The organism is Lentimicrobiaceae bacterium, assembly GCA_020636745.1.
In the GTDB taxonomy this organism is placed as follows: Bacteria; Bacteroidota; Bacteroidia; order Bacteroidales; family Lentimicrobiaceae; genus Lentimicrobium.
In genome coordinates this window covers 107,431-123,752 of the sequence record JACJXH010000007.1, presented here as the reverse complement: position 1 = coordinate 123,752, position 16,322 = coordinate 107,431, and the positions used below count along the sequence as shown (strand labels likewise).

Below are 16,322 nucleotides of genomic sequence, written 5' to 3'. Positions count from 1 at the left end.
GCAATAAACTATTCGAGTTACACACAAATAATCGGTGTAGATGGAACCTTTTTTTAAATACGCAACGCCTGTTATTTACTGGATATTGATGGTTGTATGGACCTACATCCTTATTTTTTATGCTAAAAAGGTAAAAATAATCAGTTCGACGGACAAATTATTGAGGTTGTTGCTTTTAATTTTAGCTTTAGACGCATTTCGCACCTTATTGGAAAGCATGTATTTCGGAGCCTGGTACACTTCACTCTCGGGACTCATTCCAATAGATGTATTTAATTTTTTAGCCAGGCCACAAATCGTATTCATTCCCAAGATAATTAATCTGACAGTTGCTGCTTTGATTATGACTATCCTTATCCGAAAATGGTTATCGTCTGAAATCAAACAAAAAAAAGCAATAAACGATTTAATAATAAAGCAGACATCAGATTTGGCTGAAGCAAATAAGATCCTGCTAAGCGCCAAAGAAAAATCCGAAGAAAATAAAGAAAGATTTAAAGTTTTCACCAATCAGGCCACTGATGGCATAACAGTTGCCGATTTGGAAGGGAATTATATTTTTATAAACCCTGCCTTTTGTAAAATGTCAGGTTATACAGAGGAAGAGCTGTTGAAAATGACCGTTTATGATATGAGAGCGGATTCGCAGACACATGACAGCTTTTTTGAGAGTAAAACAAAACAAGGAGAACCCATTGAAGTAAAACTTAAACGAAAGGATCAAACCGAATATTATACAGAAATCATTGGGAAAATAATCAAGCTTAACAACCAGGAATTTGTATTAGGCACCATCAGAGATATAACCGAAAGAAAAAAAGCCGAACACGACCTGAAAGAGAGTGAAGAGCGATTCACCCTTGCCATGAAAGCTTCCAACGACGGACTGTTTGACTGGAATTTGGTAACCAATGAAATATATTACTCACCAGGCTGGAAAAAAATGCTTGGTTATGCCGACCATGAGCTACCCAATGATTTTTCAATCTGGGAAAACTTAACAGAGCCTGAAGATGTAAAAAAATCGTGGGAATTGCAGCAAAAGCTAATTACAAAACAAGAAGATCGTTTTGTAATGGAGTTTAAAATGAAGCACAAAGAGGGGCATTGGGTTGATATTTTATCGCGAGCTGAAGCCATTTTCGATGATTCAGGCAAAGCCATCAGAATATTAGGAACACATACTGATATTACCGAGCGGAAAAAAGCCCAGGAGAAGCTAAGTAAAAATGAAGAACGGCTTCGTACCATCTTTGAAGCGATGAATGAAGGATTCTCTGTTCAGGAAGTAATTTGTGATAAGGACGGAAAACCATGCGATCTGCGTTTTCTTGAAGCAAATCCTGCATTTGAAACACAAACAGGACTGAAAAATGAAGAGACTTTTGGCCATACCTTACTCGAATTATTTCCTGATTCAGAACCTTACTGGATTGAGCGCTATGGCAATGTTGGACTTACTGGTATTCCCATAAAATTTGAAGCCATGTTTGGCCCGTTAGATATATATTATTCGGTCAATGCATTCCAGATTGAATATGGCAAGTTCGGCGTAATGTTTACTGATATTAACGAACGCAAAAAAGCCGAATTACTTCTCGAGAAAAAAAACGAGCAAATAAAAATACAGAATGAAAAGCTGAAAACAACTAACGCTGAGTTGATTCAAGCCAAAGAGCAGGCCGAAGAAAGTGACAGGCTTAAATCAGCCTTTCTGGCCAATATGAGCCATGAAATACGCACACCCATGAATGGCATTCTGGGATTTGCAAGTTTGCTGAAAGACCCGGACATTTCAGGTGAAAAACAACAGGAATATATCCAAATCATTGAAAAAAGCGGAGCACGCATGCTCAATATCATCAACGACATTGTTGATATCTCTAAAATTGAATCCGGATTGATGAACATTGACCTTCGGAAATCAAATGTCAACGAACAGATTGAAGACATCTATACTTTTTTCAAACCTGAGGTAGAGGCAAAGGGAATCAGATTTTCCTTTCATAACCCTTTGCCATCAAAAGAAGCAATCATTAAAACCGACAGCGAAAAGCTTTATGCAATCCTTACCAATCTGGTAAAAAATGCCATCAAATTTACCAAAGAAGGTTCTATTAGTTTGGGCTACAATGTCATTCACACCAACCCCGGCCAAGACCTCCGGTTTTTTGTCAAAGACACCGGCATTGGCATTCCAGCTCACAGACAAGAGGCGATTTTTGAAAGATTTGTTCAGGCTGACATCTCTGATAAACTTGCTTATCAGGGCGCGGGCCTTGGGCTTTCCATCTCAAAAGCCTATGTTGAAATGTTAGGCGGCAGAATATGGGTTGAAAGTGACGAAGATAAAGGAACAGATTTTTATTTTACCTTACCATACAATCCTCCCCAGATTGAGAACAGTGTAGCTGCCGGCAATGCAGCCCGACCTGCTGAGCCCATTGAAGTCTCAGGCCTTAAAGTTCTTATTGCTGAAGACGACGATACATCTGAAATTTTAATTTCAATTATTGTTAAAAAATTCAGCAAGGAAATCATAAAAACCAGCACCGGACGTGAAGCTGTTGAAATTTGCAGAAAGAATCCTGATATTGACCTTATCCTTATGGATATTCAAATGCCTGATTTAAATGGCCACGACGCTGTACGCCAAATCAGGGGATTTAATAAAGATGTTATCATCATTGCGCAAACCGCTTACGGGCTCTCCGGCGACAGAGACAAGGCGATTGAAGCCGGATGCAATGATTACCTCTCCAAACCTATAAACAGCGAATTATTGACTGTGCTGATTCAAAAACACATAGGTAAACTACGTCCCAGCAACTAAAACACCAAGGCACTACAACAAAACCTGAGCATCATATGCAAACATTAAGCAGAGCAAATCAACCAATTACTTTACGCTTTAATTACTAACCTTCAAGCCTTTTTACACTCCAGGCTTATATTTGGGTTACGCCGGCACTCGATTTGCCCTATCAAACTTGCCGGTTTTTCATTTAAATAAACACCGGATGTAATGCCTAAAAGCCAGAAGTAAGAACCCTGATATTTATCAATTACAACCATAAGAATATAAACCATTCATTTTCAATGAAAATCAATGACTTTAAACTAGAACGATACTTTGCCAAACATGAGTTTTCAGCAAAATACTTGCTGTCAAGTTCTGATTGTGACGGGTATGAAATGCAATACCTGCTTGAGCTGGCCACTGAAACAGAATTGAATTTGTGGAAAAGTATAAAACTGGGTTACACTGAAAGCGAAGGCAACCCGCTTTTACGTCAGTCCATCCTTCAGCACTATCATCTCAGCTCCATTGAAAATGTGATGGTCGCTTCGCCAGGTGAACTGAATTTTATAAGCATGAACACATTGCTGAATCCATCAGACCATGTGATTGCAGTATCGCCTTGTTACCAATCCTTGTATGAAGTGGTCAAATCCATCAATTGTGAACTTTCCTACTGGAAACCCAATCCCCAAAATTGGGTTTTTGACACATCGGATTTGAAAAGCCTGATAAAAAGTAACACAAAACTGATTATCATCAACTTCCCGCACAATCCTACCGGTACATATTTAACAACCCAACAGCTAAATGACATCGTTGAGATGGCCAGGGCTCATAACATTTACATATTCTCCGATGAGATGTACCGTAAGCTTATGGTGGGAAATATGCCTGAATTGCCCGCCATCTGCGATATATATGAAAAAGGAATCAGCCTTTGGGGAACTTCAAAATCATTTGGATTGGCTGGCCTGCGCATTGGCTGGTTGGTTTCGCAGGATCGTGACTTTTTACAGAAAGTAGTATCATTTAAAGATTATTTAAGCATTTGTAACAGCGCACCATCCGAAATACTTTCACTTATCGCTTTAAACCACATTCACGATCTCGTCACTCCTAATATTGAAAAAATAAAAGCCAATGTAATTTTGTTCAATCATTTCGCAACTAAATACCGTGAAATATTTTCATTTATCCCTCCTCAGGCTGGTTCAACTGCTTTTGTAAAACTTAATACCAAAGGATCTTCATTAAACTTCAGCAATCAATTGGTTGCAAATACAGGCATTATGACTGTGCCGGCCGAAATGTTTGAATATCCCGGATCGTATCTAAGAATAGGGTTTGGGCGAAGAAATTTTGCCGAAATTCTTCAAATTTTCGACGCCTATTTAAAAACAATCTAACCCTTTGCATAATGCAGTCTTAAAGTTGAAACTGCAGTTATTTCTTCTTTTATCATTAAATCAAACCTTAAAGGCGCAAGCGCAAATTTAAAACCCTGCATACATCTGCATTATTCACCGCATACACTTATTGTGCATGTTTAAAGATATATCTTCTGAAACAGCTACACGCTTTCGATTCTCTCATTCCCTTTAAAATAAGCTTTGATTTTTAATAAAAGTTTGTATTTTTAAGTCTAGAAAAGTTTTTTTTCATGATGCATTTTTGCGACCCGGCATTAGCAGAGATTGGTTGAATCAAGCAAACATGTGCTAAATAATAAGGGAACCTATAATTTTAAAAGAATATTCAAAAAACCGGGGATCAGACGCAACAACCCGCCCAACTTACAAAACTCCCATTTTTCTACTTTATTCTCCTAAAGCGCCAGTAAAAGTTGGAAATAAGTGCACTTTGAGCAAAGTAAATCCTTCAGGGTTTATTCACTTCATATTCAATTATCAGAAACCAAAAATCAATGTCATGAAAAAGAAAAACTATCTATGGCTTATTGCAACCCTATTGGTCATCAATTTTTGTATCCCATTGCATCCGGCCACAGGCCAGGAAGTTATGAACATTCAAAAAAAAGACAAATCAATCATTTCAATTCCCGTTTCAGAAATTGAAAAAATTACTTTCTCAGGAGCTTCAGTCAACGAAACAGGCATTGTAAAAGACATTGAGGGCAACATTTACCGTACAGTTCAAATTGGTAAACAGGAATGGATGGCTGAAAATCTGAAAACAACAAAGCTCAACAATGGTACATCCATAAAACTGGTAACTGACAATAACGAATGGTATAACATAAAGAGTTCGGCTTACTGCTGGTACAACAACGACGAAATGACAAATAAAAACAGATACGGTGCCTTATATAACTGGTATACTATCAATACAGGCAATCTATGCCCTGCCGGCTGGCATGTTTCATCAGACAGCGACTGGAAAGAGCTGGAAGATTACCTGGTTGATCACGGGCACAATTCAAATGGCGGAGCAGCCGAAATGATTGGAAAATCACTGGCAGCTAAAACAGGATGGAATCCATCATCAAACCCCTCAGATGTTGGAAGTGAACTTCTGCCTGAATTCAGAAACAAATCAGGATTTTCAGCTCTGCCGGGAGGATTCAGGACAAACAATGGCGGGTTTAGCAATCCTTCAGGCATTGGTGGATATTGGTGGACTTCAACTGAAAAAAATGAAAGCCATGCCTGGTTTAAAAATTTAATCAATTACCGTGGCACTCTTGAAGAAACTGCCCAATCAAAGTATTTTGGGTGCTCCGTGCGATGCGTAAAAAATTAAATTAACCTTCCGTTTTCTGAAAACTACCTTATTTCTTAGCAGTAACAAACTAGAAAAGAGGTAACAACCTGACGGATATTTCGTCAGGCTGGTTATTGATTTGCCGGTATTTTTATGTCGGGGGACCTTTTTTTACATTAAGTTCAAATTAATTAAATCATCAGGCAAACCGAAATGCAATAGTTAAAGCCCAACAAATATGTGATTGATTTTTCCATGATGGACATGCGCTGTTGTTTAAATCCTTGAATTCATTAAGCAAACAGACTCGCTGACTAAATTTTTAATTTACTTCTTGAATTCCGGCCTGAAATCTTACTTTTACAACTGGCAAAAACATAGTGTAATGAAAAGATTGGTGATATTTTATTTCTTACTTTCCATAATATCGAATGGATTATCGCAGGCTGTTTACGAAGAAGAAAGATATGTTCCGGAAACAAATCCGGCGATTTTGCACAGACTGGAGCAATGGCAGGATCTTAAGTTTGGGCTGTTGATGCATTGGGGAGCTTACAGTCAGTGGGGAATTGTTGAATCATGGTCAATTTGCCCCGAGGAATACGAATGGTGCGAAAGAAAAGCAGGAACAAACCCCGGAAATTATTATGCTTACGTAAAAGAATATGAGGCATTAAAAACTACTTTCAACCCAATAAAATTCAACCCTTTAAAATGGGCAGAAGCAGCATCAAATGCCGGAATGAAATACGTGATATTCACAACCAAGCATCATGATGGATTTTGCATGTTTGACAGCAGATATACGGACTATAAAGTAACAGACAAAACATGCCCTTTCTCAAACAACCCTCAGGCAAATATTACAAAAGAGGTTTTCAATGCTTTCAGAAGCCGTGGTTTTTGGACCGGCGCCTATTTTTCGAAACCCGACTGGCATCATCCTGATTATTGGGACCCCTATTTCCCGCCGAGAGACAGAAATGTGAATTACGAACCAGAAACTAATCCTGAAAAATGGGAGCGTTTTGTGAATTTCACCCACAATCAGGTCTTGGAATTATTATCTGATTATGGCAAAGTTGATATTTTATGGCTGGATGGCGGCTGGGTGGCCAAAGATTCAAAACAAACCATTACCTCGTGGTATGAAAAACAACTGCAGAATACAACCAACGGCTACATCAAACACCGCATGGTAAATCAGGACATTAGAATGGATGAACTAGCCGCAAAAGCCAGAGAAAAACAACCTGAATTATTGATAGTTGACAGAGCCGTTCATGGCATTAACCAAAACTATCTGACCCCTGAAAACCGGGTTCCCGAAAAAACTTTAAACTACCCATGGGAATCATGTATTATTTCGGGCGGAGGCTGGGCCCACACCAAAAATGCACAGTATATGAGCGGCCGCGAAGGAATACAACTTTTGGTTGATATTGTTGCAAAAGGAGGAAATCTGCTTTTAAATATAGCACCAACGCCCGAAGGAGAATGGCAGCAAGGCGCATACAATCTGCTTCAGGAGTTCAGCAACTGGATGAGTGTGAATGCAGAAGCCATATACAATACAAGGCCTGTTGCACCTTTTAAAGAAAACAACATTTGCATGACCCGCCTTGATGATGGCACAACATATTTCATGTATATGGCCAACGAAGAAGAAACCAGCATGCCCCATGAAATAAGCATACTGTCTCATCAGCCCGCTGAGCATGCACAAATTACCTTGTTGGGAAGTAAACAAAAGTTGAAATGGACAAAAACGGGTAATAACGGATTTAAAATATTCATCCCCCGCACAATTCAACAACATCCCCCATCAAAATACGTGTGGACATTTAAAGTAACAGCCATTAAATAATCCGGGAATAGCCGGGTTCAACCACTTTTACAAGTTTAAACTTAAAATCAGGCTAACATTACAGCTAACCTGGTAACTGAATCAAAACTACAATGCACTGGCAGACAAGATTTAGTTAAAAGTTACATCACATGAACATTTGGTCAACCTTTCAAACAAAACCTATGAATTATAAATCTCTGCTACTCGTCATCTATTTATGCTGTTTTGCATCATTGGTTCATAGCCAGCCTGTGCTTGAAATTGTTTACCAGCAGAAAAACAATGGCAAAATAGATTCAGTAAACACCTACCGCTTCAGATTTTTCAAGAATGTGGCCTTTTTATCAACGGAAACATCTGACACCAGAGAATTTATAGATTTCAACCGAAAAGAGCTGGTTGACATCATGAGATTTAACAATGTAGCCTACAAAACAATAACGCCATTTTCGGAAACAGACCAGCCTGTATTTACAAATAACACAGAAAAAATATTAGGATTCAACTGTTCAAAAGCTATCTACAAATCCTTTTCAAATACTATTGAAGTCTGGTACACAACAGAAACCGTGATAAAAGGGAGTCCTTATAAGAACTTTTTGCCCGAAAACAGTCTGGTCATGAAAATCGTTATCAATGGGAACCGCACTCTTGAGGCTGTTTCCATTCATTCGCTTTCTGATGACACTTTGCCTGACTATCCCTATCAACTGGCCACGCCAATCAGCAAATCACAAGCCAGAGAACTTCAGATAAAATCAAGATACACCCATGTCAACGTGTTCAACAAGCAGGTAATTAATTTTGGCGATTCAATTAAAAACCCTGAATTTGGATTTACCGATTCAACCTACCGGTTTTCAAACGGCACAGTCATCCTGAAAAAAATAGCATTACCTGAAATTAACAAAAAAGGCGGAAGTGTCTTTGCCACAATAACCAACTGGTCAAACGGAGATGCATATGACAGAACCTGCAGCCTGTTTACAATTGCCGGCGACAAAGAAAAAACAATCTTAGATGCCTTACAAAACGGGGTTGAAACAATGCCCATCATCATGGATAAAAACGGTGAGAAATATCAGGGATTTATCAGTACAGCAGAATATGAAGTGCCTGTAGAACTTATGCGCTTCTTTACTTCCTTTGGTGTGTCACATTTTAATAAACTCAGAGAAATAAACAACTACAACTGGCAGGACTCGGTAGTCTATAAACAAGAAATTACAGCTTTAGTCCCAAACACCAGGTCCGACCTTTGGATAGGCATTTTCATAGGAAATTACGACAAAGGCGGGCATAAAGTAAGTCTTGATTTACAGTTTTACCCACCCTGGGACAACGCACCTGTTGCCGAGAAATGGATAAAACCACTGTTCAACACGGTAAATATTCTTGAGATGTCGGGGCAGAATTATGGACGGTTATTCAAAACAGACACACTGTCAACAGAATTTGAGCTTCCACCTCACATTAACGGACTTCAGCTTCTGTTCACCTCAACAGGCCATGGTGGCTGGGGCGGTGGCGATGAGTTTAATCCCAAACTCAATCAGATTTTTATTGATGGGAACCTGATATTCAGTCACACTCCGTGGAGAACAGATTGTGCCACCTACCGCATGTCAAACCCCGCGTCCGGAAACTTTGAAAACGGGCTATCATCCAGCGACTTAAGCCGTTCGAACTGGTGCCCGGCAACATTAACGCCTCCCTGGTTCATACCACTAACCAATTTAGCGCCAGGCAACCACCATATAAGCATAGTTATTAACCAGGGTGAAAACGAAGGCGACAGTTTCAGCCATTGGGCAGTTACCGGAGTTCTCACCGGAAATATTTCAGCAAATCAACCACAATGAAACCAACAAAAATTACGCTCTTGTTTCTTATGCTGGCCATTACCTGTTCAGGCTTATTTGCCCAGGAAAACGAATTGCCCAAAGAAGAAAGACTCGCCTGGTTTAAAGACGCCAAATTGGGTATTTTTATTCACTGGGGCATATACAGTGTTGGAGGAATTGATGAGTCGTGGTCTTTTTATAATGGTTACATACCATATGATGACTATATGAAACAATTGACCGGCTTCACCGCAGAAAAATACAATCCGGTGCAATGGGCTCAACTCATTAAAAATAGCGGTGCAAAATATGCCGTTATCACTACTAAACACCATGATGGGGTTGCGCTCTGGAATACCCGCCAAAGCGACCTCAATGTTGTGGAAAAAAGCAAAGCCCACCGCGACCTGATTCAACCTTTTGCCGATGCCATTCAACAAGAAGGCCTCAAATTGGGCTTATATTATTCACTTTTGGACTGGTCGCACCCCAACTACCCTTATTTCACCAGAAAACAAAAACGCTATGAGAACGACCCGGCGCGGTGGCAAAAATTTGTCAGCTTCAATTTTGCCCAGTTAAAGGAAATCAGCCGTTTTCACCCTGATTTGTACTGGTTTGACGGCGACTGGGAACAAAATGCAGAAACCTGGCATGCACGCGAAATCAGAGAGATGATACTGAAGGAGAACCCTGCAGCCATTATCAATTCCCGTTTACAAGGCTATGGCGATTATGCCACCCCTGAGCAAGGTATTCCTGTAACAAAACCCCACGACGAGTATTGGGAATTGTGTATGACCATGAACAACTCATGGGGTTACCAGCCCAACGACAAAGAATATAAATCAGCAAATCAGATTATCAGAATATTAGTTGATTGCATAAGTATGGGAGGAAATCTGTTGCTTGACATTGGTCCCAAACCCGATGGAACCATCCCCAACGAACAACAGGAAATCCTTGAAAGCCTGGGACGCTGGACCGAAAAACATGCCGAAGCTATTTACGGCACCCGTGCCGGCATCCCTCCTGGTTATTTCAACGGATACACAGCACTTTCAAAAGACCGCACTACACTCTACCTTTATCTCGATAACAAACCCAATGGCCCAATTTTGGTAAAAGGCCTTCAAAATAAAGTGAACAGAGTATGGGTGGTAGGAAATGGCACAAAGCTCTCCTATAAAGTAATAGGAAAGCAATACTGGAGCGATGCGCCCGGTTTGCTTTACATTGATGTGCCGGATGAAGTCCAGGATAAAGATGTTACAGTAATTGCAATTCTTTTAGAAGGCGAAGCAAATCTATTTTCAAATGAAATCAAACCTATTGAAAGCAATTAACACAGTTTCAAAATGTCTGAAAGAAAAACAATTCTTTATATTGCAGTAAGTCTGGATGGATATATTGCCGGGCCCAATGACGATCTTGGCTTCTTATCAATGGTAGAACAGGAAGGTGAAGACTATGGATATGGCGAATTTTTAAACACTGTCGACACCGTAATTCTGGGACGGAAAACATATGATTGGATTATGAACCAGGTGCCAGTTTTTCCGCATATTGACCTTACCACATTTGTGATCACCAGATCGGCACGCCCTTCAATTGGCAAAATCAGCTTTTACACAGGTAATCTTCGTAATCTCATCCTGCAATTGAAAAGCGACAAAGGCAAGCACATTTTCATTGATGGCGGAGCCCAAATCACCCATGAATTATTAATGGAACAATTCATTGACGAAATGATTATTTCAGTCATACCTGTTTTACTCGGGAATGGCATACGCTTGTTTAAAGATGGGCGTCCTGAACAAAAACTAACTTTATTAAGTGCAAAACAATTTAAAACAGGGCTAACACAACTGCACTATACTTTATAAAAAAAACAGCTTGACTTCGAAAAAACCTGTAAAGGCAACATTGCTGTTTCTCATTTATTGCATATCCAGCGCTCTTTCAGCTGAACTCAACAAAACAAGATTAGAGGCCTAACAATAGAAAACAGCCACGATTTCCATAAACTCGTATTACTTACCACAGCAATGAGTATTAAATTTAAAGCTAAGCGAAGCTTATTTTCAGGAATTTTTATCTTTGCCTGACTTCTATATAAATTTATTTATGAAAACTAACCTGCTAAAACAGCTAACTATTTTAGTCTGTGTATTATTGAGCCTGAGCCTGTCAGCACAGGAAAACAACAAATATCCCAAGCCCCGGTTAACTCACCAGATGAGTGCTGAAGAGGCATTAAACAAACATTTAATTGGCAAATCGTTTGTTGAAACAGCTCCTCCTACGGGAACAATTACCAGTTTAGGTGAATTTGAACGGGCAAAAGGAGTACTTGTAGCTTATCCATTTGGCATCCCAATGACATTGATTCGCGAAATGGCCCGCGATGCCATCGTCACTACACTTGTTTCAGGTGCATCGCAGGAAACCAATGTTAGAAGCCAGTATACACAGGCGGGTGTAAACCTTGACAATTGCAATTTTATTTACGCACAAACAGACAGTTACTGGACCCGCGATTTCGGGCCCTGGTACATTATTTATGGCGACAATCAAATTGGCATTGTTGACTTCCCATACAACCGGCCCCGACCAAATGATGATGAAGTACCCAAAAAAGTAGCCGCAGAATTAGGGCTTGAATGGTTTGGCATGAATGTAATTCACACCGGAGGCAATTATATGACCAACAGTTACGGAGAAGCAGCATCAACCACCATTGCATACACTGAAAACCCAACACAAACACCTGCAGAAGTTGATCAGAAAATGCACGACTATCTTGGCATTAATGATTATCATGTACTGGAAGACCCCAATAATACTTATATAGACCATATTGACTGCTGGGGAAAATACCTAGCAACCAACAAGGTACTTATCAGATCAGTACCTTCAACACACCCTCAATATGACGAAATTGAAGCAACTGCCGCCTATTTTGCCTCTTTAACTTCTCCATGGAATACGCCATACGAAGTATACAGAGTCAACACACCTGACAACCAGCCTTACACAAACTCATTTATTCTCAACGACAAGGTATTTGTACCCATAACAGGCTCGGCTTATGATCAGGCTGCATTGGAAGTCTATCGTCAGGCTATGCCTGGTTACAAAATTTTCGGTATCACCCAGCTTCCGGCAGCGCCATGGGAATCAACGGATGCATTACATTGCCGCACACACGAAATGGCCGACCCTGGCATGCTTCGCATTAAACACATTCCTTTGTTGGGAAACGCACCAACAGCTGATAATTACAATTTTACAGCCGAAATTACCGCTTTCAGTGGCTCAGCAATAATTGCAGACTCTGTCATTTTATATTACAGGGTAAATCCAAACCCCTACACTCCGTTTACCGCCATCAACATGACCAATACGTCTGCCAATAACTGGACGGCAAGCCTCCCTTCACCTGATTATGGCAGTACTGTTCAATACTATATTCATGCTGCTGATGCGTCAGGCAGAAGTGAGAACCACCCCTTTATTGGAAAGCCCGACCCACATGAATTTTACATCGGAGAGCAATATTTTGCACAGGCAGAAACCAGTCAGCAACAAATGTCTTTCGCAGCCATGCAGGGGCTAAATGATGTACAATCGTTTTACATCAGCAATTCTGGTCAGCTTGGACTAAATTATTCCATTACACTTTCAACTTCGGTTAATGATACCATAACCAAAACAGTTGCCAATAGTCCGGCTGCAAGCTCATACAACTATAATACCTATACCGAAGCCGGATGGACCAATATAGCTGTTGCTGAACCAGGAGAACTTGGCTCAATGCTGGTTTCTTACAACTGGAACACAGACAATTACGCTTCTGAAGGATCCATTTGGGCTGAATCACCAGCTGGCAATAAATTTATGCTTGCCTCCGGCCAGGCCGACGGTTTTTACACCGTAATCAGCGATGCCTTTGCAGGTGAATCTTTGCAGGGAACCTGGAAACTGTGGATTGAAGATACTTATGGTGATGGCGGACATCAGGCAACAAATGTTACAGTGAAATTTGTACGTCCGACCGAAACCGGCAACTGGCTTACCACTGACCTTTATGAAGGCTCTGTTGCAGCAGGCCAGAATCAGGAAATTACAGTTACATGCGATGCTGCTGATTTAAGCATTGGCTCATACCAAGGAATCATCTCAATACTCTCAAACGACCCTGACCAGCCAGTAATTGAAATACCTGTCACTTTTGAAGTATCTGTAAATACAGCTGTTGCTGATTTTAAAGAAAACGCAATATCTGTAAGCGCATTCCCCAATCCTGTAAAGGACGTATTGAATCTGGAAATAAACGCTGAAGTCCCAATGAAACTTCAACTAACTGTTTCTGATGCTTATGGTAAAATTGTAATGCCAGTTAAAAACACATCAACGAGCAAAGGTTCAAACAGGATTTCACTTCCTTTTAATGATTTGCATAAAGGCATCTATTATCTGAAAATTCAATCAACTGAATTTGAAAAAACGCTCAAAGTAAGCAAACTTTAAAAAAAAATCCCCGGTTTAAAACCGGGGATTTTTTTTATTCTATTCATGAGGGCTATTGATAATTTCATCAAACAAATCCTGACTAATAAACTGGGGTTGGTAGTTTACACCCACTTTGAGCAAATGAGCCACAAACGATCTGAGATGGTTGCGAGAGCCCTTGGTTAGATTTGCAAAAACCAACAGAATGTCAGCATTATCAACCTGTTCTGACAACTGCATCAAATCAAAGATATCCATATCTTCAATGGTAGCTCCTGCAGTAAAAGCTCCGGTAATAGACTCCTCTCCCATTGCAATCAATGAGTTATACAATTCCTGCAGCTCCTGATTCACAAAAACTCCGGCCTGATGATCTGCTGCAATATCATCCAATCCATATTTTACCAATAAAGCTGCTATGGCCGATGCATGCTGTTGCTCACTCAGAGAGATATTTGCAAATACAGGCGTGGAATAAAGACCGCTTAAGTAAACATATACATCGCGGGCCATTAATTCTTCTTCGCGCATTAACAAAAGCGCATCGATTTCTGTCTGACTCAATGTCTCTACAGGTAATGTATCGGCTGAAAAGCAGCATGCGACGTCAGTAACAGCAGCTTCAGATTTTTGTTGAAGCTCTCTGGCATCAGCCAAGTCATCATCCTTACCTGTGCAACTTATCAGAAAAGTAGCCACAGAAACAATCATGATAATCACAATTGCACTTAATCTTGATTTTTTCATGGTTTATGGTTTTAAGTTCGACAATTATTGATTTAAATGGCATTAGCATCTCCATCCTGTCAATATTTATAATACTTATGACACCTGAAGGGGGATGTTCGTCTTATAGAATTTTAAGATTATATTATAAAATTTAAGCTAAGATGTAACCAGCTATTAATGTGCAACTTAAAAAAGTTGATACGGCCCGGATGTTAACTTTGGGGCAAATAAGGAAAGAGTAAAACAAGATTTTAGATCTAATAAGCCTTGTCCTTAAAACAGAAAACCAAGATTGATATACAATCCGCTATCACCATCGCGTTTATCTGCGGCAAGTCCGTAATCTACTGCAAGAATAAAATTCTGATTCATGGCTAATCTTAAGCCTGCTCCATATGAAACGTGAAACCCGGGACTATCCTGCGTAAAATAATTGCTAAAAGTCTCACTTTCAGGAATCAAACTTTTGTCAACATATGCAGAACGGGTAATGGTTCCCATATCGCTAAACAAGTTGAGTGAATAGTAAAAATTCTGTTTCCATCGATAAAATTTCCTGAATTTCCATCGCAGTTCAAAATTCCCATAAGTAAAGGCATCACCCACAATTCTGTTTCTTAAGATACCACGTAAAGAGCGCGCACCTCCCAATCCATCATTTTTAGTAGTACGCGTAAAGGTGTTAACCATATATGGCTGCATATAGAATGGTGTATGCCCGCCAATAGTAGCTTGCCAGCCAAGTCGGTAAGCCAGGGTGAGTACTTCTTTTTTCAGAGGGAAATATTGCCGGTGTGTAATTGCCAATTTTGAAAAAGCTTTTTCTGATTTTCCTGAAAAACCCGGTGCGGCCATAAGCACAACTTCAGACCACATGCCATTGTTTGGGTTTGCTTCATTGTCGCGGGTGTCATAAACAAGTCCAAGTTTCAGAAAGTGATATACACCTCCAACCGCTTCATTTTGAGGAATAATTCCCCAATTCACATATTTATCATAAAGGCCATCCACAGCAGGTAATTTATCAGCTTCATCAAGCCCTTTATTTAATCTGTCAATATCAACTGAACCAATTTTAACATTAAAATAACCATATCCAGCCAGCCACCGTAGGGGCAATTGATTAATTTTTCCCTGAAAATCAAAGGTTATTCTGGCTAATTTGCGCTCATGCCTGTAGTAAACACGTGAGATATATCCATCTGCATTGTCATCTTCAAACGAAGAATTATAAACCGATTCAAAACCATTAAAACCGTAAAAATCCAAAGCCCTTTCGGTCAGAAAACTAAAGTCGGCAGTTATCCGAATCTGATGAGGCAGCAGGTATTTTGAATCGAAGAACAACTGATTTATTCCACTGCCTTTCGTCGTTCGAGACCATTCACCGTAAAGCGACCAACGATAGTCTGGATAGGTTGTTCCATCTCCATATTGAAAAAGATTCCCCAATAATCCATATTGAAATCCAAGATCAGAATCAAACGCTACGGCAGGGAGAGCACCAAAATTAAGCCCTGTTTTCACTTTTTCAGCTACCTGAGTACGTTTCTCACTGGTAGAATCAGCCTGACTATAAACAAGGTTAAACTGGTTTGAGATTAAAACTACGGTGGCCATCAAAACAGCACGAAAATAACTCGCCTTGTGTTTCATAAATAGTGATTATGGATGGCCGAAGATACTAAATGAAAACGAAATCAAATCAACCAGTTAAAAAATATAATCGCACACCACAAGGCAGACATTTGCCTGCGGCACGACACAATTTTAAAAACAGGAAGAGAAAAAATCAGGCTAATTTAAGAGTCAGCACCATCTTTCAAACACTTTCCATGTCAACGGTCACTAACCTGGAAAC

10 protein-coding genes are annotated in these 16,322 nt (G+C 39.9%); 8 read left to right on the top strand and 2 right to left on the bottom strand.

The features are described 5' to 3' along the window. Nucleotides 1-40 precede the first annotated feature (40 nt). The 8 genes from H6541_11515 to H6541_11480 all read left to right on the top strand — a co-directional run bounded on the left by H6541_11515 (nt 41) and on the right by H6541_11480 (nt 13,750). Nucleotides 41-2,833, top strand: coding sequence for a PAS domain S-box protein (locus H6541_11515; protein MCB9016416.1), 2,793 nt, complete (start codon nt 41-43; stop codon nt 2,831-2,833). A gap of 266 nt (nt 2,834-3,099) precedes the next feature. After that, nucleotides 3,100-4,209 carry an aminotransferase class I/II-fold pyridoxal phosphate-dependent enzyme gene (locus tag H6541_11510; GenBank protein MCB9016415.1) on the top strand — a complete coding sequence of 370 codons (1,110 nt, stop codon included), beginning with the start codon at nt 3,100-3,102 and terminating at the stop codon, nt 4,207-4,209. 523 nt (nt 4,210-4,732) lie between these two features. Beyond that, nucleotides 4,733-5,563, top strand: a complete 831-nt coding sequence (locus tag H6541_11505) for a fibrobacter succinogenes major paralogous domain-containing protein (GenBank protein MCB9016414.1) — start codon at nt 4,733-4,735, stop codon at nt 5,561-5,563. Nucleotides 5,564-5,909: 346 nt separating this feature from the next. Beyond that, complete coding sequence (locus H6541_11500; GenBank protein ID MCB9016413.1) at nt 5,910-7,391, top strand: alpha-L-fucosidase; 1,482 nt, start codon at nt 5,910-5,912, stop codon at nt 7,389-7,391. Between the two features lie 164 nt (nt 7,392-7,555). Next, entirely contained in the window at nt 7,556-9,235 is a 1,680-nt protein-coding gene (locus H6541_11495; protein MCB9016412.1) for a peptide-N-glycosidase, read from the top strand. Continuing rightward, on the top strand, nt 9,232-10,563 hold the full coding sequence (locus H6541_11490; GenBank protein ID MCB9016411.1) for an alpha-L-fucosidase: 1,332 nt from the start codon (nt 9,232-9,234) through the stop codon (nt 10,561-10,563). Before H6541_11495 ends, H6541_11490 begins: the two co-directional genes overlap by 4 nt. Before the next feature lie 12 nt (nt 10,564-10,575). Next, a complete protein-coding gene (locus tag H6541_11485) occupies nt 10,576-11,103 on the top strand; it encodes a dihydrofolate reductase (GenBank protein MCB9016410.1) in 528 nt (175 codons plus the stop codon). 241 nt (nt 11,104-11,344) lie between these two features. Further along, on the top strand, nt 11,345-13,750 hold the full coding sequence (locus tag H6541_11480; protein ID MCB9016409.1) for an agmatine deiminase family protein: 2,406 nt from the start codon (nt 11,345-11,347) through the stop codon (nt 13,748-13,750). A 39-nt stretch (nt 13,751-13,789) separates the two neighbouring features. Here the strand turns inward: H6541_11480 and H6541_11475 are convergent, their stop codons facing one another. Both H6541_11475 and H6541_11470 read right to left on the bottom strand, forming a co-directional pair. Then, the gene (locus tag H6541_11475) at nt 13,790-14,479 is read right to left on the bottom strand and encodes a DUF2202 domain-containing protein (protein MCB9016408.1); all 690 of its coding nucleotides are present in this window, start codon (nt 14,477-14,479) and stop codon (nt 13,790-13,792) included. A gap of 255 nt (nt 14,480-14,734) precedes the next feature. Further along, on the bottom strand, nt 14,735-16,117 hold the full coding sequence (locus H6541_11470) for a BamA/TamA family outer membrane protein (protein MCB9016407.1): 1,383 nt from the start codon (nt 16,115-16,117) through the stop codon (nt 14,735-14,737). Nucleotides 16,118-16,322 lie beyond the last annotated feature (205 nt).

Excerpts from the sequence above, each read along its gene's own strand:
- H6541_11515 (MCB9016416.1), top strand. The coding sequence starts at position 41 with ATGGAACCTTTTTTTAAATACGCAACGCCTGTTATTTACTGGATATTG.
- H6541_11510 (MCB9016415.1), top strand. The coding sequence starts at position 3,100 with ATGAAAATCAATGACTTTAAACTAGAACGATACTTTGCCAAACATGAG.
- H6541_11505 (MCB9016414.1), top strand. The coding sequence starts at position 4,733 with ATGAAAAAGAAAAACTATCTATGGCTTATTGCAACCCTATTGGTCATC.
- H6541_11500 (MCB9016413.1), top strand. The coding sequence starts at position 5,910 with ATGAAAAGATTGGTGATATTTTATTTCTTACTTTCCATAATATCGAAT.
- H6541_11495 (MCB9016412.1), top strand. The coding sequence starts at position 7,556 with ATGAATTATAAATCTCTGCTACTCGTCATCTATTTATGCTGTTTTGCA.
- H6541_11490 (MCB9016411.1), top strand. The coding sequence starts at position 9,232 with ATGAAACCAACAAAAATTACGCTCTTGTTTCTTATGCTGGCCATTACC.
- H6541_11485 (MCB9016410.1), top strand. The coding sequence starts at position 10,576 with ATGTCTGAAAGAAAAACAATTCTTTATATTGCAGTAAGTCTGGATGGA.
- H6541_11480 (MCB9016409.1), top strand. The coding sequence starts at position 11,345 with ATGAAAACTAACCTGCTAAAACAGCTAACTATTTTAGTCTGTGTATTA.
- H6541_11475 (MCB9016408.1), bottom strand. The coding sequence starts at position 14,479 with ATGAAAAAATCAAGATTAAGTGCAATTGTGATTATCATGATTGTTTCT.
- H6541_11470 (MCB9016407.1), bottom strand. The coding sequence starts at position 16,117 with ATGAAACACAAGGCGAGTTATTTTCGTGCTGTTTTGATGGCCACCGTA.